Here is a 20,625-nt window from a genome sequence, read left to right on the forward strand (position 1 = left end):
GTCCATTGAACAAGAAGGGCGTCACTTGCGGTTGTGACTGCAAAGACGCAGTTCTCGGTTGGCGATCATCCGATATGTGAACGAGGACCTGGCACCGTTTCGAAACCGGCGAATCCGTGTTAACCATTGGTTAAGAACAAGGGTGTTGGGCGCACGGCTGACCGGCCCGGCCCCGCGCGGACCAGAACCTTCCGGGCGCCGCCTCATTACGTGGCGCTTGTGACCGCAAGCCCTCCGCATCATCGGCGGATCAGGGCGCGTGAGACGCCAACGATTTCTTCGCGCGACGCCAGCCCGGCCGCAAGAACGAAAGCCCGCCTCGAGGCGGGCCGCTGCTCGATTCCCGATCAAACGTGCACCCGATGCCGGCGCGAGACGCGCTGCGTGCAAACGCAGCGTCGCGCCCATCACCACCGATTGGAGCAGCCCCGATGGCTGATGAGTCCGTAGTCGCATCCATCATTCCCTGGCAGCAGCCGAAGACGGCCAAGCCGCGTCCGAAGCGGGCAAAGGTGGTCAAGCCGCGTCCGCGTCCCCGAGCCGACAAGGCGGAGAAGGCCAAGACGGCGGCGCTCGACGACGAGATGCTGGCCTCCGAGACGCTGATCATGCCGGACTTCCTGGAGTTCGTGAACGAGCCGGCGAAGAGCCGGGCGGCGGCCGAGCCGGCACGGACGGAGGCCGCCGCGAGCGCGGCCGCCGCGGCGATCCCCGCAGCAACCGCGCCGACGACAATGACACCGCGGGAAGCGGTGATCGAGGGCGAGGTCGTTCCGGCCGCCGCGCCGGTCACTCCGGCCAAGGTCGCACGCGGGCGCCTCACCGCTTCGTCGATCCTGCTGCAACTCGCCGCGCTGGCGCTGGCCGCGGTCGGCATGGCCATGAACGGCTGGTTCGCGCATTCGCTCGGCTCGAACAGCACGGCCGGCTGGATGTTTCTCGCGGTCGGGGTCACCGCCGACCTCGTCGCGCTGGTGATGCCGACCTGCGCCGCGCGGCTGTGGCAGGGGCGCCATCGCGCCTCGGCACTGACCGGCTGGACGGTGTGGCTGATGACCTTCGTGTTCGCGGTCACCGCCGGCATCGGCTTCGCCTCGACCAACATCAGCGACGTCACCTTGGCGCGCGCCTCGCGGGTGACGCCCGCGGTGCAGGCCGCACAGACGGCGCTTGCGGATGCAATGACCGCGCGCGACCGCGAGTGCAAGGGCGGCGTCGGCAAGTTCTGTCGGGAGCGCGAGGCCGCCGTCGCCGAGCGCCGGCTGGCGCTGGACGCGGCGATGTCCACGGTGAGCCAGACCGCCGATCCGCAAACCGAGGCCGCGATCAAGCTGGTGGCCTGGGTGTCGCGCGGCGTGGTGAAGCCCTCCGCCGAGGACTTCATCATGCTCCGCCTGATCCTGCTGGCGCTGCTGCCGCAGATCGGCGGCATCCTGCTGATGGTCGGGCGGAGGGTGTGAGAACCCTTTTCGCCACCTGCGAATTTCGTTGCGGGGGCGGCTCAGCGCCTGTTGCGGCCGCGTGACCCCTGCGCACGATGCGCGGCGCGCCACGCGCTCTCGAGCACGGGGCGCAGGCAAGCGGCGTCGACATCGGCCAGCGACACGGTGGTCCAGCCCTGATCACCCCATTTGTTCGGGACCCGGCGAAACACGCCGGGCAGCAGACCGGCATAGTGCTCCTGCTCGTCGGGGGTGAGCAGGACGTTGGCGGATGCGCCATCAGCGGCCAAGGTCGCAAATGTCCGGTGCAGCTTGAACGCAGTGCGATCGAAGTGAGGCGCCTCGGTCGTTCCGGCGAGCGACAAAGCGAGCGTACGAAATTCGTCACCGGTCATCTCGACGCGCCTCGTGCGATCATATTCGAACGATAGGACTAGCACCGGCCATGGCGGTCCGCCATGCGGGGCGCACTGCCGCCCTGCACGCGAACGTGATGCCCGGCACCCCGGGGCCTTGATGCAAGTCAAAACTATACGACGCCGTTTCTATATGGCTTGTCGCAGGATGGATCAGAGGAGAGCAGCCATGCCGGCACAGAGCACGATGCAGGTCTACCTGAACTGGGCCAGGGAGCGCCTCCACGAGATGGATGCCGCGCTGGCGTCACTCGAAATCAAGGCAACCGAGGCCGAAGCGGCATCGAAGGCCAAGGCGCAGGAGATCATGGCGGACCTGAAGAAGCGCCGCGGCGATCTCGAGGCCCTGCTCAAGACGCAAGCCGAAGCCGGCGAAGCCGCGATGGCCAGCGCGAAGACCGAGCTGGACGCGCACTGGGCCGGATTCGAGGCGCAGATGAAGGCCTATTTCGACGCCGCCGGCAAGCAGGCCGCGCAGCAGCAGGCGACCTTCAAGGACATCGCCGCCGCGCAGGCAAAGGCGTGGCGGGAGTCGGCCGACAGGTTTCGCGAGGCGGCGGCCAAGGTGACGACGGTCGGCACCACCGATCTCGACGCCGTGCTGAAGCAGCTCAAATCCGACGCGGCGGAGGCCGGCGCCCATCTCGAGAAGCTGAAGCAGACCGGCAGCGAATCGTGGTCAGTGTTCAGCGCCGCCCTGAACGAATCCCGCAAGGCGTTCGATCAGGCCAATCAGGCGGCCTGGAATGCGTTGAAGGGACCGGGCGCGAAGAGCTGAGGGCATGCGCTACCGACGATTGCTGCAGCCAACGCTGGTGGCCTGCCCCGTCAGCGGCCGATCGGGTCGGACATGCCAGCGATAAGGGCAACGACCGTTAGGGACTGAGTTCAGCTCCCTTTCGGTCCATTTCGTTGCGGCGCTCCGCTGACGCCCGGACTGATCGCGAGCGTGGTGCCCGCGGCACCTCCCGCTTCATAGGCCGCCGTCGACACCATCCGGCTCGTGCTGCGCGCCGACCGCAGCTTCAGATCGAGCTTGCCGAATTCGGCATCGACCACCGAGGTCTTGAGCACGACCAGACCGCGGCCGCTGCTTTGGTTGACCTGGTCCCGGGCCGCCTTCATCGCCACCAGGCGGTCGGCGATCGACGCCACCATGCCGAGCGCGAAGGAGGCGTTGGCGAGATGCCGGTCCTGGTGCCGGAACCGGCGGTACTCGGCCGAGACCTTGTAGCGGCCGAGCTCGGCGCGCACGGCGTTGTCGATCAATTCCGCCAGATAATGCGCAACCTCGACATCCGCGGGGAGACCGAAGAACACATAGCTCGCCTCGCCGGCCGGGTTTTTCTCGCGCCAGACCCGGCAATCGCAGAAATGCGCGATCGCGCCGATGCAGTCGTCGAGCGGAATGCGCTTCTTGCGATGGGTCTCGTAGACCTTGCGCTCGCACGCCGACGCCCGCAGCTCGAGGTCCGACAGCGACAGGTCGTGGCGATCGAGCAGCTCGGCGACTTTGGCGGCCGCGGACAGCGCCTCGTCCTCGGTGCAGCCATTGGCGATTGTCTTCGCGCGCAAAGCCTGAATGCGGGATTTCAGCTTGTCGAGCGCAACAGGATCGGAGGCGGCAGGATCGAACGTCTGGCTCACCGCTCAAGGCCCATGACAAGCCCCGCCGGGAGGTGGCCGAGGGAGGAACTGGCGGAGAGGGAGGGATTCGAACCCCCGATAGGCTTGCACCTATGCCGCATTTCGAGTGCGGTGCATTCAACCACTCTGCCACCTCTCCAGGCGCAAATCAGGGGCGAGCCCCCGGGTCGGGCGTCGTTCTAGGGCACGATGCAGGGGGTGACAAGGCAGCCGGCCGAATTTTTCCCCGGACCGTCGCGCGGCGCGCGCAGGCCGGTTGCGGTCCGCTCAGGGAAGCGAACCGCTCGCGCGGGTCGGTCGGCTATACCGCCCGACCCGCGCGTCCCGAAGGCCCGAGACTGACGCGTGGGCCCTTCGAACACCGTAGATGCTGGTGCGCTCCGGTCAGCGGAACAGGTCGAAATGGTAGTTCACGCCGGCCCGCACCGTGTGGATCTTGGCTGCCCGCCAGTCCGGCAGACCGTCGTGCTTGAGGTCGGTGTAGAGATATTCGAGCTTGGCCGACCATTTCGGCAGGAACGCCCATTCGGCACCGCCGCCCGCGGTCCATCCCATCTTCACCTTGTGGATCGGACCGTCCTTCAGCTCGCCGGCCGCGAGGCCCGCAGTGCCGTACAGAAACAGCCGCTGGTCGAGCAGCGTGACGCCGGCGCGGGCGCGGCCGGAGGTCAGCCAGGGCGCACTGATGGCGGGATTGACCAGGTCGCCCTTGCGCGACAGGCCGGTGAAGCCGAGGTCGTTCTCGATGCCGACCACGACGAGCGGCGAGAGCTGGTAGTTGTAGCCGGCCTGCAGACCGCCAATGACCCCGGACAGCTTGCCGCCATTGCCGCCCGCAGCATTGGCGAACCCATCATTGCCGGTGAAGGCACCGCCGACATTGGCGCCGGCATAGAAGCCGGTCCAGGAGAACGGCGCCGGCGCAGCCGCATAGGCCGGCGCCTTGTACGCGGTCGCCGGCAGGTCCGCCGCCTGCGCCCCGCCGCAGGCCAGCGCGGTCACCGCCAGGGCGGCCGGCCAAGATCTCGCGCCTCTGATCGTCATCTGCTCATACTCCGTTTGGGCGCGAGCGCGCCGTTAAAATCCCACCCCATTTGGGATGCCTTCTTATAAAACCGACTAGACGGTTTGTAAATATGGACTGGCACCGTGCTGATGATTGTTTGGTCGTTGCAGGCCGCGATGGCTGGCGGAGGTCGAAAAGGACAAAGGACAAGCAAGAGGGTGGGACCGCCGTACGCTGACACATACCGGCGGTCCCGTGTCGCTACATCTTGGGGAAACCGACGGAAGAGACGGGGGTCAATCCGGCCGGCCTGAGCGACGCCGGCGACCCTGGGCCATCTGCGCGTGCATCGCAATGTGAACCGTTCCTTAACCTAACCAGTCAAGGTTACCGGGTTTTAGGCCATCCGATTGGTTGCACGGCGGTTTTCCGCACGTCTTGGACCGGGGAGGCACCCCCGCTGCAACGCAGCATCGCTCCCTCCGGGCCGCCGAGAGACACAGTGGCGCGGCCGCGCCGACGCTCAATCCTTCTTCTTGGCCGCCTTCTTGTCGTCGCCCTTCTCGTCCTTCGACTTGTCATCTTTGTCCTTGCGACCGTTCTCCTTGCGACGGTTGGTGAAGCGGGCATTACCCAGCCCGGTGCCGATGGTCAGCACGCCCCAGCGCTCGAACTCCTGCATGAACGGCACCTCGGACAGGCCCTGGACGACGCCGTCATTGTGCATCAGCACCGCGGTGTCGTGATCGCCGATCATCGGGATCGCCTCGACCAGGCTGGCCGGAAGGTTGAACTTGCTGCTCTCCCAATTGCCCGGCAGGTTCTGCGCACCCTTCTCGATCGAGCCGTCCTCGCTGATCACGCCGGGACAGGCAATGCCGATGAACGGCGCGAGCCTGAGCCCCTCGGTATCGGCCTCCTCGATTAGGCCCTTCAGCATCTTGGCGAGCCGCTTGACGGCGCCTTCCCGCGTCGGCTCGTCGTCGGCATGGCGCCACAGATCGGACTTCCAGACCGACGCCTTGGACAGGTCCGGCGCCTTCTTCCGGGCGGTCTCGACGACGCCACAGCGGATGTTGGTGCCGCCGATGTCGACCGCGAGGATGCTGTCATGGGCCTCGAAGATCCACGACGGCGCCAGATGCAGCGCGCCGATCAGCCCGGCATCGTCGGGATGGTAGCGGATCGGCTCCAACTCGACGCCGAAGCCCTCGTCCTTGAGGATGATCTCGGTGCGCGCGATGGCGAGCTCGCCGAGCCGGGAATCCCGAAAGCCACCGCCGACCACGATGCATTCGGTCTTGGCCCAGGCCTTGGTGCGCAGGAAGCGCCGGGTCACATAAGCGAGCTCCTGGGCGAACTCCTCGATCGCCGAATGCACCACCGCCGAAGCCTCGGTGTCGTCGCCGACCAGGATTGCGTCCAGTGCCTTCTTGCTGATGGTGTCGCTGTCCTCGTCACCGAACGGGTCCTTGTCGGATTTGCGCAACGGCTTGCGCCAGCGCTCGAGGATCTTGCGGAACGCGCCCTTGGAGGCGCGATCGCCGAGGAAGCCATCCTCGTCCTTGAGTTCGATGTTGAAGCTGTCGATCTCGACCGACGGCAGCCGCGCCGCGCCGTGGCGGGCGATGCCCGTGGTGGTCATGATGTCGTCGGCCATCGGATCCCTGCCGTGCTGTGCGTTGGCCCGGACAACGGCGCAGGCGACAGTTTGGTTGCGGCGGGAGAGGCGAATGGCGAATAGGAAGAAGCGAATAGGGGTCGAGGTTGGCCGCCACCTGCCTTCCCTACTCGCTATTCGCTACTCCCTATTCGCCCCTTTCCCTTGACTCGTCAGCCGACCCGGCTATAAGCACCCGATCGACCGGCGCGGGTGTTCTCGCGCCGTTTGTCGTTGCGCGTATCCGGCGGGTGTTGAGCCCAAGGGCGCGACGCCGGTCCCGATCGGGCCGGACTTCATGAACCATAACGACTGAACAAGAAGCCGACCCGGGGCCATCGTGCTTCGAGGCCGGGATCGAACACGAAGGATGAGAACGATGTTCGCAGTCATCAAGACCGGCGGCAAGCAATACCGCGTCGCCCCGGATGATGTGCTCGAGATTGGCAAGATCGACGGTGAGCCCGGTACGATCGTGCAGCTGAACGAAGTGCTGGTGGTCGGTGGCGACACCCCGGTGCTGGGCGTGCCTGCCGTGGCCGGTGCGTCCGTGGCCGTCGAGGTGCTCGACCACAAGCGCGGCCCCAAGGTCATCGCGTTCAAGAAGCGCCGCCGCAAGAATTCGCGCCGCAAGCGCGGCTACCGGGACGAGCTGACGCTGATCCGCGTCAGCGAAATCCTGACCGGCAACGCCAAGCCGACCAAGGGCCCGCGGCCGAAGAAGGCCAAGGCGGAAGCCCCGGCGGCCGACGCCGCCGAGTAAGCGTGCCGGCGCGATTGCCGCGCCGCATTGGCTTGAACCCTCATCGCGCGGATTTTTCGTCCGCGCCCAGCAAATGTGAATGATCCCTTGGCGGAATCGCGCTAAAGGTGATCGCGAGATCGGAGACGAGCGATGGCTCATAAAAAGGCAGGCGGTTCATCCCGCAACGGACGCGACTCCAAGGGCAAGCGCCTCGGCATCAAGGCGTTCGGCGGCGAGCGCGTGATTCCCGGCAACATCATTGCGCGTCAGCGCGGCACGACCTGGCACCCCGGCCTCAACGTCGGCATGGGCACGGACCACACCCTGTTCGCCAAGATCGAGGGCGTCGTCGAGTTCCATGACCGGGCCAACCGCACGTTCATTTCGGTGCGGCCGGTAGCCGCCCAGGCTGCCGAATAGAATAACGGTGGAACAACATGCGTCCGCCGGGTCCTGATGAACCGGCGGAGCGCCAGATGGCTCCAGGGGAGGCGGGACAACCGGCCTCCCCTTTTCTTTTTCGCTGATCAGTTGATCCCGAAGCGTCGATGGAGCCCGACATGCTGCAGGACATCACGACTCCCACCTTGCGCGAGGCGAGACCTTGCGTCCTCGAGACCCCCCGGCTGACGCTGCGTGCGCCGGTGCTCGCGGACGTGACTGCCATCGCCCGGCTCGCCGACGACCGTGTTATCGCCGAGAACACCCGCCGCCTGCCGCACCCGTATTCGGAGGTCGATGCCGCCCGTTTCGTGCGCGCGCTGGCGGAGCAGGCAGGCGAGACCGCCTTCCTGATCGAACACCTGGACACGCCGATCGGCATGGTTGGCATTAACCGTCCTGCGCAAGGGCGGGCCGAGCTCGGCTACTGGCTCGGCGTCGATCATTGGGGCCGCGGCTTCGGCACCGAAGCCGCGCGCGCCGCAATCGACCATTTCTTCGAGACGAGCGAGGACAATTTGCTGATCGGGCACGCCCGCGTCAGCAACCCAGCCTCGCGCAACATCCTGGAAAAGTGCGGCTTCCAATGGACCGGCGTCGAGCTGCACCGCTTCGAGGTGATCGGCTCCTCCGCCCCGGTCGACGCCTTCCGCCTCACCCGCGGTGTCTGGGGATCGCTGAAGGCCTGGGCCAACGCGGGACGGCGGAACTAGGCCGGGCCACCCTCCCCTGGAGGGGGAGGGTGGCATCTCAGGCCGGCGGATTCACCGCACCCTGTCCCTGCCCCAGGCTTCGTTCCCGCAAGTAGATGTACAGCCCCGCGCCGATGATGATGGTGGCGCCGACGATCGTCGCGGGATGCGGCACGTCGCCGAACACGACGAAGCCGAACAGCACGGCCCAGACGATCATCGTGTACTGATAGGGCACGACCACTGAGGCCGGCGCGAGCTTCAGCGAGCGGTTGACGCAGAACAGCGCGGTCACCGAGATGATGCCGGCGGCCGCGAACATCACCAGGCTGCCGGGCGTCGGCGTCACCCAGCCGAACGAGGACATCGCCGCGCCGAGCAGGAAGGTCCCGACGAATTGCGACGACGCCATCACGATGTCCGGCGTTGCGCGCAGGCTGCGCGTGATCAGCATCAGCACCGCGAACGACAGACTGCCGCCGAGCGCGATCAGCGCCGGCAGGCTGAAGGTCTGCGCCGAGGGCCGCAGCGCGATCAGCACGCCGCAGAAGCCGATCAGGATCGCGGTCCAGCGTCGCCAGCCGACATGCTCGCGCAGCACCAGCGCAGACAGCGCGGTGACGAAGATGGGACCTGCGAGATAGTAGGTGATGACGTCGGCAAGCGGCAGATAGACGGTGGCGAGAAAGAACGCCGCGACCTCGAGCGTCGACAGGATCACGCGCACCAGCTGTAGCCAAGGACGCTCGAGCTGCAGAAAGGCGGCTCGGTTGCGCCAGATGAACGGCGCGAGCAGCAGCAGCGCCGCACAGGCGCGCAGCCACAGCAGTTGGCCGACGGCATAGGTCGACACCAGGAACTTGCCCAAGGCATCGCCGAACGAGAACATCGAAATCGACAGCAGCATCAGGCCGATGCCGGCCAGCCGCGCCGATCGTACATCGTTTTGGACGGAGATCCGGGAGAGGAGGGTCATTGCGCAATGGGCTGGTTGTTCTGGCTGAAGCCCGGGTGCGATATGGTCGCGGTATCCCGGCCTTCACTTCTTCATCGGCTCGTTTAGGAGTCGTGAGCGCGCGCGACAAGCCCTTGGCGGGAAGATGCGCAAACACAGGCGCCGATCACAAGATCACGATTAAGCGAGCCGGGGTTCCGGCGCACCACACTCGCCCGGGCCTCATACTGCAGCTTCTTTTCGATCCGGTTCTTCAACCTGCGATTTTGCTGAACCATTCGGGCGCTCGGCAAAACCCATCATATGCAGTTGCATTTGGGACGAGGCGCTCCGAATCTGACGCGCGATGGCGGCTCTAGAAGCGGTTCGAGTATCTGGTCATGCCAACGCAGCATATCCCCATACCCACATTCGTCGGCAGCAGGGCAGCGCCGGCACCGCATCGCTTGCACCCGCGCGACATCTCGGCTGGCCGCCGCGTCATGAAACAGGGCGTGCGCCCGTTTCGAGTCCGATATGAGCAGTGATGCAGAGGGCAAGAACGAGCTGGATCTCCGGGCGGAACCGCCCGCGATGGGGAATGCTGCGGCAAGTCTGGTGCTGCAGCAGACCGTGGTGCTGTTGGTCGATGTGGTCGAATCCGTGCGCCTGATGAGCGCGCATGAGGCTGCTACCGTTCAGCGCTGGACCGAACTCATCCGCCTGATCGCGTCGGAAATATTGCCCCGGCATCAGGGCACTCTTGTGAAAAGCCTTGGCGACGGCTTGCTTGCTCGTTTCGAGACCGTCAGGGATGCCGTGAATGCCGTTGCCGAGATGCATCGAGCGGCGGCTGCGCAGAACGCCGGGCTCCCGGAGGATCGACATCTTCACTTGCGTGCGGGCATCAACGCCGCAATGGCTTGGAGCGATGGCGTCGACATCTACGGGACCGGCGTCAACCTTGCGGCACGGCTGGCAACTCTGGCCGGACCCGGCGAGACGATCGCAAGCGCATCGGCGCAGGAGGAGCTGGCTGCCGCTCTGGCTAGCCTCGCCAGCCCAGGCGAGACGATCGGGAGCGCCGCCGCGCGTGACGAATTGACGCACGGCGTCGACGCGGTCTGCGAAGATCTCGGCAACTGCGTTTTGAAGCACTTTGACAGGCCGGTTCGAGCATACCGCGTCGGTCCGCCGGGGCCGCAGCCGACCATCGCCGGGAGGCGCGACTACGGAGCGGCGATGCAGCCGAGCATTGCCGTGATTCCATTCGCAGCCCGAACCGAGGCGCCTGGGCTCGTGGACGTCGGCAACCTGATCGCCGACGGCGTGATCTGGCGCCTGTCGAAGTCTGCGAATCTCAAGGTGATCTCGCGGCTTTCGACCGCCGTGTTCCGCGGTCGGACCAGCGACCTTGGCCAGGTCTCGGCGCATCTGGGTGCGGCCTACGTCCTCAGTGGAGCCTATGTGGCCAACGGCAGCCAGATCATGGTGACTGCTGAGCTCTCCGCCGCCCGCGACGATCAGGTGATCTGGACGGATCGGCTCAGCGGATCCGTCGAGGATTTGCTTCGGCCCGAAAGCGAGATGGCCGATCGCATCGCACGAGCCGTACACTTCGCCGTGTTCGACGCCGAGGTCGACCATATCCTGACCCAGCCGCTGCCGACGCTCGAGAGCTACTCGCTCCTGCTCGGCGCAATCAAGCTCATGCACAGGTCCACCAGGGAAGAGTTTCTCCAGACACGCAATATCCTCGAGGAGCTGATCAACCGGCACGGCCGTATTGCGGCCCCGCGCGCCTGGCTCGGCCACTGGTACATCCTGCGACTGACACGAGGCTGGTCCGAGGACCGCACCCGCGACGCAGCCGAGGCCCTGGCGACGACCCATGCCGCGCTTGATCGCGACCCGTCCGACGCGCTCGCGCTCGCAGCCGAGGGGTTCGTCTACTGTCATCTGTTCAAGGACCTCGACATGGCGCGCAGGCGTTGCGAGGCGGCCGTCCTCGCAAACCCCAGCCACGCGCTCGGCTGGCTGTTCCTTGGGACGGTCGACGCATTCAAGGGTGACGGTGCCGCTGCAGTGCACGAGACCCAGCGCGCCATGGAGCTCTCGCCGCTTGATCCGATGCGCTATTACTTCGAGTCGCTCAGCGCGACGGCTGCACTTTCCGCTCATGACTATGCCACCGCTGAAAGACTTGCGCGCTCATCGCTGGCACTCAACCGCATGCACCCCTCGACGTGGCGAGCCTTGACCATTGCGCTCGTGCTGCAGGGCCGAATGGAGGAGGCCCGATCGACACTAGCGAAGGTGCGGGAGGTCGACCCGACGCTGACGGTCGAAACCTATCTTGCCCGCATGCCGAACGCTCAGCTCGAAACCGGTCGGGAATGGGCGCGCTGTCTGGCGTTAGCCGGCCTGCCATCCGGTAACGGCAACTCCAAGCGGCATTGAGGACGAAAAGGATCCGGGCGTGTGAACTGGTCGACAGCTGAGTGAGTATCGCCCGGCGAACTGCAACTGAAAGGACGACCCTACCATTGTGAGCTGACTCAATCATAGGAGGCGGACATGGGCCAACTGGGCGGCGCAGGTGGTGCCGGCGGAGCGGGCGGAGCAGGCGGCGCGGGTGGTGCTGGAGGCGCCGGCGGAGCAGGCGGCGCGGGTGGCGTCGGCGGCGCTGGCGGTGCCGTACTCGGCACGCTTGGCGATGTCTATGCCAATCCGGTGATGGTCGATGCATTGATCCATGTGCGCGAGGGCAGCATCGTCACCGAAAAACCGCTCGTGCTTTATGAGCCGGCGCTCCCGGTCATCGATGACCCCGCCCAAATGGAGCGCTGGGAAGCGTGGGTTCGCGCCTATGTTGCTATCGGAGAGATGCTGCAAGGCATCACCTTCCAGGGCATCACGGCAAACTCTCAACCGTCAAGCTCTGACGCCTTCCAGATATGGTCGTCCGTATCCGGACAGAGATCGCTGATCGCCGAAATTCAGCGGCCGGCACAAACCACTTTCGAACAGCAGATCCCCCTGGTCCTCAGTTGGGCCGAACTGCGCAACGAGCGCGCCACGGAAATCCTGGCGCAGATCGATCCGCAGTTCGCTTTCTGGGCATCGATCGTCTACCTCCATGCCGAGCGGACGCGGCGCACATTCGAACTCATCAACATGGTGCTGCAATTTTGCGTCTACGTGGAGATGCGCGTCAAGCACGCGCTGGGCTGCTACCGTCCGGTCGAATACAACGCCGAGGTCCAGCCGATGATCACGACCCCGGGGCATGGAAGCTTCCCGATGGGGCACGCGACGCAGACCTATGCGGTCACCTACGTGTTGAAGCAGTTGCTGAAGCTTGATCCGACGCGGCACAAATGGGTCATCGATCAGCTCGATCGCGTGTGTGCCCGGATCACGACCAACCGCGTCATCGCCGGCGTCCACTTTCCGGCTGACAGCATGGCGGGACGCATGCTGGGCGTCGCCCTGGGCGAGTACTTTGTCGGGCGTTGCAATGGGAACGAGACGAGCCAGCCCTTCATGAAGCGGACCTTCCTTGCGGCAGGAATCGACCAATACCCGACGACGGATTTCAATCCGTTCAACACCACGATCGTCCCGGCCCAGGATCTCGACCAGGGTCCGTTCTACTTCTCGCAATCTGCCGGCGTGAACGTCACCCAGTCCCCTCTGATGCATCACGTCTGGTGTGAGGCTCAAGCGGAGTGGAAGGGCAGATTTGGCGTTCCGAGCTACCCATAATTCATGCGGAGAGCGAGCCATGGCCGAGCCCGGGGCGCCCAAGAACTATCCGAGATGCTTCGATCCCTATCTCCGATACGCGATCTCGACGGAATTCAAGAACTTCGAGGAAAACCTCCAGGAAAAATGGGATCGTTTCGACGATGACAAATACAGGCTCCTGCTCCTGATCGAGCTGAAAGAGGCTGGAACGGCCGCAGATTTCGCGAAAGTGGCGGGCCAGCTGGAACCAACCCAGCCCGAGTTCGCCACGACAAAGTACGGCATCGAACTCGCGCCTTATGCGGCAGACTCGCGGTACCTGACGATGCGCTGCCGCGCGAGTGCGGTGCTGGATAGCGCATTGCACGAGTCCGTCTGGGGCAATTATGTCAACCGGGTCGCGTTATCCTTGCCGGTCAAACCGTCATCTCCCAAGTCATTCCAAAAGAGTGCGCCCATCCGCCACCGCTTCAAGGAAGGTAAGGAGGCGCCAGGACCGCTTCTGATCGGCATGCTGGACGATGGCTGCCCGTTTTCTGCGGCGCGCTTCCTAAGAACCAGCGGCCCACTGAGCACGCGGGTCCGAGCCATCTGGGATCAGAACCAGAATAAGCAGCCGGTCGCGATCGGAACGCGCAAGTTCGGAATGGAGCTCACCGACTTTGCCTACGGTCTCGAGTACCGACGCGATTTCGCCGCCGGCATAGAGCCGCAGCAGATCGGACTCGACGATTGGATCTCGCTGCACGCGACAGCTACCGATGGCGTCGACGAGGATGGCTGTTACGCAGCCGCCGGGTTCACGACCCTCGCACGCCGGGACTCGCATGGGGGCCATGTCATGGACGTCCTGGCGGGGCCTGTTCCGATTTCCTCTCGTATCGGCCCGTCGAAACCAGGCAAGGACCGCCGCGATCCGCCGAGTTGGACACCTGGTCGCCCCTCGACTGATCCTGCGTGCGACGCTGACGTCGTGTTCGTGCAATTCTCCGATGAATGTATCCGGGATGCGACTGGCGTGTGGCTGAAGACCTATGTCGTCCAGGGCATCCAGTACATTCTGTCGTTTGCAGACCCGGTCAAGACCAGGAACGTGATCATCAGCCTCAGCTACGGTCCGACCACCGGACCGCATGACGGCACGGCAGAACTCGAGAGCGCCTTGTCGGCTCTGGTTGCTGAATACAACGGCAAGAACAACAAGCCGAAGCTCGACATCGTGCTCTCCGCCGGCAACGCCTATCTCAGCGACGGTCACGTCGTCTTCACCAGCGACAGCGAGCAGCCCGAGCACGTCGAATGGATCTGGCGTTTGCCGCCGGACAATACCGTGCTGGTCTTTGCAGAGATCTGGATGGAGGACGATGAGGCCCAGGGAGTCACCGTCACCTTGACGTCGCCGAGCGGCAAAGTTCAGCTGACATCAGGCTGTGCTGTCATCGGAACAACGCTTCCGAAGCCGGGCGGCACCACCCCTCAGCTGATCGGCCCGATCGTCTGGGGCAAAGACAGGATGTGGCTGCTCGAAGTCGGCCCGACCGTGGTGAGGCCAGAAGATCAGGCCAGCAACGAGCACGGCGACTGGACCATCAAGGTCGACGGCATTCCCGAAAACGCCGAAATGCACGCCTATGTGGCGCGCACCGATCCGAACATGGGCGCGCGCACGGGGGCCAAGCGCTCGCATTTTGTCGATTCCAACTGGGAGCAAACCCGGTCGGCTGGGGCCAGTTGCACGCGCATCGACGGGGAGTTCGATCGGACCGGATCGCTGTTGGATCGGTTTGGGACGCTGAACGGGATCGCAACCGGCAAGAAGCACCGGGTCCATGTTGCAGGCGGGTACGTGGTGGCGGATGGCCGCAAGACGCCTTATTCATCGGCGGGCCGGCCCCGCGGCGGCCACCGCATCGGTCCGGATTACGTGCTGCCCTGTGACGAAGACAACGCCCTCACCGGAATCCGTGCCGGGGGTAACCGGAGCGGCGCCGTCCTGCGCCTGATCGGGACGAGCACCGCGGCTCCGCAACTCGCGCGCCAATTTGCGAGATTGCGCGGCGGCTTGGCTTTGCCTCAGCCCACCGCCGTCCCGTCCCCGAACGACATCGCGGAGATCGCAAAGAGGGGCGGCGGCGATCTCGAGCCGCCGTAGCGGCAGGTCGTCGCGGTGCTGCGCGAGCGGCCTTCGGCCCTGACCGGGGCGGGAATCTTGCGCTTTTCCGCGCGATCCGCGGCGGTTTGAGTTGCCCCGGAGGCCCGCCTCGCCTACCTAGAGCCCTATGAAATTCCTCGATGAAGCCAAGGTCTATGTGCGCTCCGGCGACGGCGGCAACGGTTGCGTTGCGTTCCGGCGCGAGAAGTTCATCGAGTTCGGCGGCCCGAACGGCGGCAATGGCGGCCGCGGCGGCGACGTCGTCATCGAGGCCGTCGACGGCCTCAACACCCTGATCGACTACCGCTACCAGCAGCATTTCAAGGCCCAGAGGGGCGGAAACGGGTCCGGCAAGGACTGTCATGGCGCCGGCGGCAAGTCGGTGGTGCTCAAGGTTCCAGTCGGCACCCAGATCTTCGACGAGGACCGGGAGACGCTGATCCACGACTTTACCGCGGTCGGCGAGCGCTTCGTGCTGGCCCAGGGCGGCAATGGCGGCTTTGGCAACGCGCATTTCAAGTCGCCGACCAACCGGGCGCCGCGCAACGCCAATCCCGGCCAGCCCGGCGAGGAGCGCTGGATCTGGCTGCGCATGAAGCTGATCGCCGATGCCGGCCTGGTCGGCCTGCCCAATGCCGGCAAGTCGACCTTCCTGTCCAAGGTCTCGGCCGCCAAGCCGAAGATCGCCGACTATCCGTTCACCACGCTCCATCCACAGCTCGGCGTCGTGAACGCCGACGGCCGCGAGTTCGTGCTGGCCGACATTCCTGGCCTGATCGAGGGCGCGCATGAGGGCGCCGGCCTCGGCGACCGTTTCCTCGGCCATGTCGAGCGCTGCCGTGTGCTGCTGCACCTGGTCGACGCCACCTGCGAGCATGCCGGCAAGGCCTACAAGACGGTGCGGCACGAGCTGGAAGCCTATGGCGGCGAGCTGACCGACAAGGTGGAGATCGTCGCGCTGAACAAGATCGATGCGGTCGACCCGGACGAGCTGAAGAAGCAGAGGGACCGGCTGAAGCGCGCCGCCAAGAAGACGCCGCTGTTGATCTCCGGCGCCACCGGCGAGGGCGTCAAGGAAGCGCTGCGCAAGCTCGCCGACGTGGTCGGCGAACAGCCGGTGTCCCTCAAGGCCAAGAGCACGACCGAGAGCGCGGCGACCGAGGAGCCATGGGCGGCCCCAACGTCACCGCAGGGCTGAACTGAAGCCAACCTTGCCTCGCAGGCCCTCGCTTGCGACACTCGCCGCCATCCATCAACACTTGAGCCCCGTCCCGTGGGACCGCGTGTCAGCCACGCACCTCTCATCACGATGCGAGGGCTCGAACCGACCCTGTTCACGCCATGGCACCCCGTCTCGAAAATTTCCGCCGCATCGTCGTCAAGGTCGGCTCGTCGCTGCTGGTCGATTCCGAGGCCGGCGAGGTGCGCGCCTCCTGGCTCACAGCGCTGGCCGCCGACATCGCCAGGCTGCACAGCCGCGGCTGCGAGCTGCTGGTCGTGTCCTCAGGCTCGATCGCGCTCGGCCGCAGCCGGTTGAAACTGCCGCGCGGACCGCTGAAGCTGGAGGAGAGCCAGGCGGCCGCCGCGGTCGGCCAGATCGCGCTGGCGCGGACCTGGTCGGAGGTGCTCGGTGCTCATGGCGTCAGTGCCGGCCAGATCCTGGTGACGCTGCAGGACACCGAGGAGCGCCGGCGCTATCTCAACGCCCGTTCGACCATCGCCAAGCTCCTGGAATGGCGCGCAGTGCCGGTCATCAATGAGAACGACACGGTCGCGACCGCCGAGATCCGCTATGGCGACAATGACCGCCTCGCCGCTCGCGTGGCCACCATGGCGAGCGCCGATCTGCTGGTGCTGCTGTCGGATATCGACGGCCTCTACACCGCGCCGCCCGCGCAGGATCCGAACGCACGGCTGATCCCCGTGGTCGAGAGCATCACTGCCGACATCGAGGCGATGGCCGGCAGCGCCGCCTCGGAGTTCTCACGCGGCGGCATGCGCACCAAGATCGAGGCCGCCAAGATCGCCACCACCGGCGGCACCCACATGCTGATTGCGTCCGGCAAGATCGAGCACCCGCTGCGGGCGATCGCCGATGGCGGCCGCTGCACCTGGTTCCTGACGCCAGCGAACCCGGTCACCGCGCGAAAACGCTGGATCGCGGGCTCGCTGGAGCCGAAGGGCACGCTGACGATCGATGCCGGCGCAGTGACCGCACTGCGCGCCGGAAAGAGCCTGCTGCCGGCCGGCGTCATCCGTGTCGACGGCCAGTTCGCCCGCGGCGATGCCGTCGTGGTGCGCGGCCCCGACACCCATGAGATCGGCCGCGGCCTCGTCGCCTACGACGCCGATGATGCCGAGCGGATCAAGGGTCGCTCGTCGCCGGACGTGGCCATCATCCTCGGCGTCTCCGGCCGCGCCGAGATGATTCATCGCGACGACCTGGTGATCGGCCCGGCGGGCGCCGGCCCAGCCTGAGGCCAAGGCACCGGCGTTCGCAAACGGCCTCGTTCCGTGCTACTGGAGAGCCTTAATTCAAGGTTGAAAAGCCCATGACCGCGCCTTTGAAAGCCATCGACGGCAGCGCCGATCTGCCCGCCCTGATGAACGACCTCGCCAAGCGCGCCCGTGCGGCCGCCCGCGTGCTGTCGCTGGCGCCGGCCGAGCAGAAGAACCGCGCGCTGGAGGCGATGGAGCGGCGGATCCGCGCCCGCACTGAAGCGATCATCGCCGCCAATGCCGAGGACGTTGCCGAGGCCAAGGCGGCCGGCATGACCTCGTCCTTCCTCGATCGCCTCACCCTGACCCCGGCCCGCGTCGCCGCGATGGCCGACGGCATCGCCGTGGTACGCGGCGTCGCCGATCCGGTTGGCGTCGTGACCGAGAGCTGGCAGCGGCCGAATGGGATGACCATCGAGCGCGTACGGGTGCCGCTCGGCGTCATTGCCGTGATCTTCGAAAGTCGTCCCAATGTGGCGGCCGATGCCGGCGTGCTGTGCCTGAAGTCCGGCAATGCGGTGATCCTGCGCGGCGGCTCGGACTCATTCCGCTCCTGCCGCGCCATCCATGAATGTATGGTCGAAGGCCTGCGCGAGGCGGGCCTGCCGGAGGCTGCGATCACGCTGGTGCCGACGCGCGATCGCGCCGCAGTCGGCCTGCTGCTGTCCGGCCTGAACGGCGGCGTTGACGTCATCGTGCCGCGCGGCGGCAAGAGCCTCGTCGCCCGCGTCGAGGCCGAGGCGCGCGTGCCGGTGTTCGCGCATCTCGAAGGCGTCAACCACGTCTATGTCGACGGCGCCGCCGATCTCGAGATGGCCAAGTCGATCGTGCTGAACGCGAAGATGCGACGCACCGGCGTCTGCGGCGCCGCAGAGACGCTGCTGGTCGATCGCGCGAGCGCCGACAAGATCAAGCCGCTGGTCGACATGCTGATTGGCGCCGGCTGCGAGGTGCGGGGCGACGATGCGGTGCGGGCGGCCGATGCGCGGGTGAAGCCGGCCAGCAACGAGGATTGGGACACCGAATATCTCGACGCGATCATCGCCGCCAAGGTCGTCGACGGCGTGGAGGGCGCGATCGCCCACATCCACGCGCACGGCTCGCACCACACCGACGCGATCGTCACCGACGACAACGCCGCGGCCGACAAGTTCCTCAACGAGGTCGACTCGGCCATCGTCTTGCACAATGCCTCGACCCAGTTCGCCGACGGCGGCGAGTTCGGTTTTGGCGCCGAGATCGGCATCGCCACGGGCAAGTTCCATGCGCGCGGGCCGGTCGGGGTCGAGCAGCTGACGAGCTTCAAATACCGCATTCACGGCAGTGGTCAGACGCGGCCATGACCGCCGCATCCTGTGGTTGAGTTACACGAGCAGCAGGCGGGGGCCGCCGTGACCGACGCCACAGCCATGCGGCCTGCGATCCGCCAGGCGCTGCCGCCCTACAGCGACGGCATGCGCATCGGCCTGCTCGGCGGCTCGTTCAACCCGCCGCACCAGGCGCATCGCGCGATCAGCCTGTTCGCGCTGAAGCGGCTGCAGCTCGACCGTGTCTGGTGGCTGGTGACGCCGGGCAATCCGCTCAAGAACAATGGCGGGCTGCATGCGCTGGCCGAGCGCGCCGAGGCGGCGCGCAAAGTCGCCGCCGATCCGCGCATCGAGATCAGCTGTCTCGAATCCGTCATTGGCACCCGCTACACTGCCGACACGATCGATTATCTGCGCCGGCGCGCCTCCCGCTTGCGCTTCGTGTGGATCATGGGCGCCGACAATCTCGCGCAGTTCCATCGCTGGCAAAAGTGGCAGCACATCGCGGCCCAGGTTCCGATGGCCGTGGTCGATCGTCCGCCCCGCAGCTTCCGCGCCCTGAACGCGCCCGCCGCACGCGCCCTGGCGCGGTATCGCATTCCCGAAGCGCAGGCCAGCCGTCTCGCCGACAGCGCCGCGCCAGCCTGGGTCTACCTCACCGGCCTCAAGCTCAGCCTGTCGTCGACGGGCCTGAGGAACCCGGACGGCAGTTGGAAGTCGTTCTGAACGGCCGCGCTCGCTGTCGCGCGGCATCGGATGTGCATGGAACTTGCCGTCCCGTTACGGTCCGAAGCGGGGCGGCCGGTCGAGAATGTCGGGCCGGGCAGTCGGGGCACTGGATTGTTGAAACCGTTAACCCCACATGCCTAGTATGGTCAGCAGGCCGGGTTGGATTCGGCCTGCGATACAGTGAAAGGAATGGTCCCTGACCACATCTGTATTGTCCCAGTCGGCCTTACCCAAGACGAAGGCAACGACGACCAAGTCGGCCACTGCCAAGTCAGCGCGTAAGACGTCGACCCGAGATGCGGCCTTGCAGGCGCAACCCGACGCCGACAAGACCCTGCGCACCATCCTCTCCCGCCTCGAAGACATGAAGGCGGAGGAGACGGTCACGATCAATCTTCACGGCAAATCGGCGTATTCCGATTACATGGTCATCACCACGGGCCGCTCGAACCGGCACGTCGGGTCGATCGCGGAAAACGTCGCCAAGGGCCTGAAGGAAGCCGGCACCAAGAAACTCCACATCGAGGGCCTGCCCAATTGCGATTGGGTGCTGATCGATTCCGGCGACGTGATCGTGCACGTGTTCAGACCCGAGGTTCGCGAGTTCTACAATCTCGAGCGATTGTGGACTCAAGGGCCGAACCCGGCGAAGACGGTCTAGGCGGCCCCACGCCGCGCCGGATGCGAATCGTGCGGCGCACGTGCTAGTCCGTGCGCATGCGCCTGATCGTGGTCGCCATCGGCCGGTTGAAGCAGGGTCCCGAGCGGGAGCTCGCGGAGCGCTACCGCGGGCGTTTTGATGACATCGGCCGCAAGCTCGGCTTTCGCGGCCTCGACATTCATGAGATTCCGGAAAGCCGCGCCCGCGACGCGGCAACGCGCATCGCCGAGGAGGCCGCCGCGATGTCGGCGGCAATCCCGGACAAGTCCGTACTCGTGTGTCTCGACGAGCGTGGCCAGAACGTCGACAGTACAACCTTTGCGGGTTATCTTGGACGCTGGCGGGACGAAGGCATTCCGGCAGCCGTCTTCGCAATCGGCGGCGCCGACGGACTTTCGCCCGAATTACGGCGCAGAGCCAAGCTTGGGGTTGCGTTCGGCGCTGCGACCTGGCCGCACCAGATCGTCCGCGTCCTGCTGCTCGAGCAGATTTACCGTACTGCTACGATCCTGGCCGGTCACCCCTATCACCGCGCTTGAATAGG

General features: G+C 65.9%; 19 protein-coding genes and 1 tRNA gene. 14 read left to right on the forward strand and 6 right to left on the reverse strand.

All coding sequences use genetic code 11. The features are described from left to right. Positions 1-431 precede the first annotated feature (431 nt). Entirely contained in the window at positions 432-1,460 is a 1,029-nt protein-coding gene (locus QX124_RS17985) for a hypothetical protein (RefSeq protein WP_315797873.1), read from the forward strand. Positions 1,461-1,501: 41 nt separating this feature from the next. Here QX124_RS17985 and QX124_RS17990 read toward each other — a convergent pair whose 3' ends face one another. Then, on the reverse strand, positions 1,502-1,837 hold the full coding sequence (locus QX124_RS17990; RefSeq protein ID WP_315777266.1) for an MmcQ/YjbR family DNA-binding protein: 336 nt from the start codon (positions 1,835-1,837) through the stop codon (positions 1,502-1,504). Positions 1,838-2,027: 190 nt separating this feature from the next. Between QX124_RS17990 and QX124_RS17995 the strand changes: the two genes are divergently transcribed. Continuing rightward, positions 2,028-2,636 carry a hypothetical protein gene (locus tag QX124_RS17995; RefSeq protein WP_315777267.1) on the forward strand — a complete coding sequence of 203 codons (609 nt, stop codon included), beginning with the start codon at positions 2,028-2,030 and terminating at the stop codon, positions 2,634-2,636. Positions 2,637-2,746: 110 nt separating this feature from the next. On the opposite strand, the gene QX124_RS18000 is transcribed toward QX124_RS17995, so the two are convergent. The 4 genes from QX124_RS18000 to QX124_RS18015 form a co-directional block, all read right to left on the reverse strand. Beyond that, positions 2,747-3,505, reverse strand: coding sequence for a DUF2786 domain-containing protein (locus QX124_RS18000; protein WP_315797874.1), 759 nt, complete (start codon positions 3,503-3,505; stop codon positions 2,747-2,749). A 49-nt stretch (positions 3,506-3,554) separates the two neighbouring features. After that, positions 3,555-3,644, reverse strand: a tRNA-Ser gene (locus QX124_RS18005). Positions 3,645-3,889: 245 nt separating this feature from the next. Continuing rightward, positions 3,890-4,549 carry an outer membrane protein gene (locus QX124_RS18010; RefSeq protein WP_315797875.1) on the reverse strand — a complete coding sequence of 220 codons (660 nt, stop codon included), beginning with the start codon at positions 4,547-4,549 and terminating at the stop codon, positions 3,890-3,892. A gap of 485 nt (positions 4,550-5,034) precedes the next feature. Beyond that, positions 5,035-6,171 (reverse strand): ROK family protein, encoded by a 1,137-nt coding sequence (locus tag QX124_RS18015; RefSeq protein ID WP_315781597.1) that lies wholly within the window; start codon positions 6,169-6,171, stop codon positions 5,035-5,037. Between the two features lie 379 nt (positions 6,172-6,550). On the opposite strand from QX124_RS18015, the gene rplU reads away from it, so the two are divergent. The 3 genes from rplU (at position 6,551) to QX124_RS18030 (ending at position 8,070) form a co-directional block, all read left to right on the forward strand. Next, positions 6,551-6,934 carry a 50S ribosomal protein L21 gene (gene rplU / locus QX124_RS18020; protein ID WP_315757168.1) on the forward strand — a complete coding sequence of 128 codons (384 nt, stop codon included), beginning with the start codon at positions 6,551-6,553 and terminating at the stop codon, positions 6,932-6,934. A 132-nt stretch (positions 6,935-7,066) separates the two neighbouring features. Beyond that, positions 7,067-7,336 carry a 50S ribosomal protein L27 gene (gene rpmA, locus QX124_RS18025; protein WP_008961804.1) on the forward strand — a complete coding sequence of 90 codons (270 nt, stop codon included), beginning with the start codon at positions 7,067-7,069 and terminating at the stop codon, positions 7,334-7,336. Positions 7,337-7,476: 140 nt separating this feature from the next. Then, positions 7,477-8,070 carry a GNAT family N-acetyltransferase gene (locus tag QX124_RS18030; protein ID WP_315781600.1) on the forward strand — a complete coding sequence of 198 codons (594 nt, stop codon included), beginning with the start codon at positions 7,477-7,479 and terminating at the stop codon, positions 8,068-8,070. Between the two features lie 37 nt (positions 8,071-8,107). On the opposite strand, the gene QX124_RS18035 is transcribed toward QX124_RS18030, so the two are convergent. After that, positions 8,108-9,025, reverse strand: coding sequence for a DMT family transporter (locus tag QX124_RS18035; RefSeq protein ID WP_315757166.1), 918 nt, complete (start codon positions 9,023-9,025; stop codon positions 8,108-8,110). 495 nt (positions 9,026-9,520) lie between these two features. Between QX124_RS18035 and QX124_RS18040 the strand changes: the two genes are divergently transcribed. From QX124_RS18040 to rlmH, 9 genes are all read left to right on the forward strand, one after another. Further along, positions 9,521-11,443 carry an adenylate/guanylate cyclase domain-containing protein gene (locus QX124_RS18040; protein WP_315757165.1) on the forward strand — a complete coding sequence of 641 codons (1,923 nt, stop codon included), beginning with the start codon at positions 9,521-9,523 and terminating at the stop codon, positions 11,441-11,443. Positions 11,444-11,560: 117 nt separating this feature from the next. After that, complete coding sequence (locus QX124_RS18045; protein WP_315781602.1) at positions 11,561-12,751, forward strand: phosphatase PAP2 family protein; 1,191 nt, start codon at positions 11,561-11,563, stop codon at positions 12,749-12,751. A gap of 19 nt (positions 12,752-12,770) precedes the next feature. Beyond that, positions 12,771-14,885, forward strand: a complete 2,115-nt coding sequence (locus tag QX124_RS18050) for a hypothetical protein (RefSeq protein WP_315797876.1) — start codon at positions 12,771-12,773, stop codon at positions 14,883-14,885. 127 nt (positions 14,886-15,012) lie between these two features. Then, positions 15,013-16,083, forward strand: coding sequence for a GTPase ObgE (gene obgE / locus QX124_RS18055; RefSeq protein WP_315740732.1), 1,071 nt, complete (start codon positions 15,013-15,015; stop codon positions 16,081-16,083). Positions 16,084-16,226: 143 nt separating this feature from the next. Then, positions 16,227-17,363, forward strand: coding sequence for a glutamate 5-kinase (gene proB, locus QX124_RS18060; protein ID WP_315740731.1), 1,137 nt, complete (start codon positions 16,227-16,229; stop codon positions 17,361-17,363). 74 nt (positions 17,364-17,437) lie between these two features. Next, on the forward strand, positions 17,438-18,727 hold the full coding sequence (locus QX124_RS18065; RefSeq protein WP_315797877.1) for a glutamate-5-semialdehyde dehydrogenase: 1,290 nt from the start codon (positions 17,438-17,440) through the stop codon (positions 18,725-18,727). Positions 18,728-18,793: 66 nt separating this feature from the next. Beyond that, entirely contained in the window at positions 18,794-19,417 is a 624-nt protein-coding gene (locus tag QX124_RS18070) for a nicotinate-nucleotide adenylyltransferase (RefSeq protein WP_315757270.1), read from the forward strand. 307 nt (positions 19,418-19,724) lie between these two features. Continuing rightward, positions 19,725-20,081 carry a ribosome silencing factor gene (rsfS, locus tag QX124_RS18075; RefSeq protein WP_315740729.1) on the forward strand — a complete coding sequence of 119 codons (357 nt, stop codon included), beginning with the start codon at positions 19,725-19,727 and terminating at the stop codon, positions 20,079-20,081. Between the two features lie 56 nt (positions 20,082-20,137). After that, on the forward strand, positions 20,138-20,620 hold the full coding sequence (rlmH, locus tag QX124_RS18080; RefSeq protein WP_315740728.1) for a 23S rRNA (pseudouridine(1915)-N(3))-methyltransferase RlmH: 483 nt from the start codon (positions 20,138-20,140) through the stop codon (positions 20,618-20,620). Positions 20,621-20,625 lie beyond the last annotated feature (5 nt).

The sequence above is a fragment of the Bradyrhizobium sp. SZCCHNRI3043 genome, assembly GCF_032377735.1.
Taxonomy (GTDB): domain Bacteria; phylum Pseudomonadota; class Alphaproteobacteria; order Rhizobiales; family Xanthobacteraceae; genus Bradyrhizobium.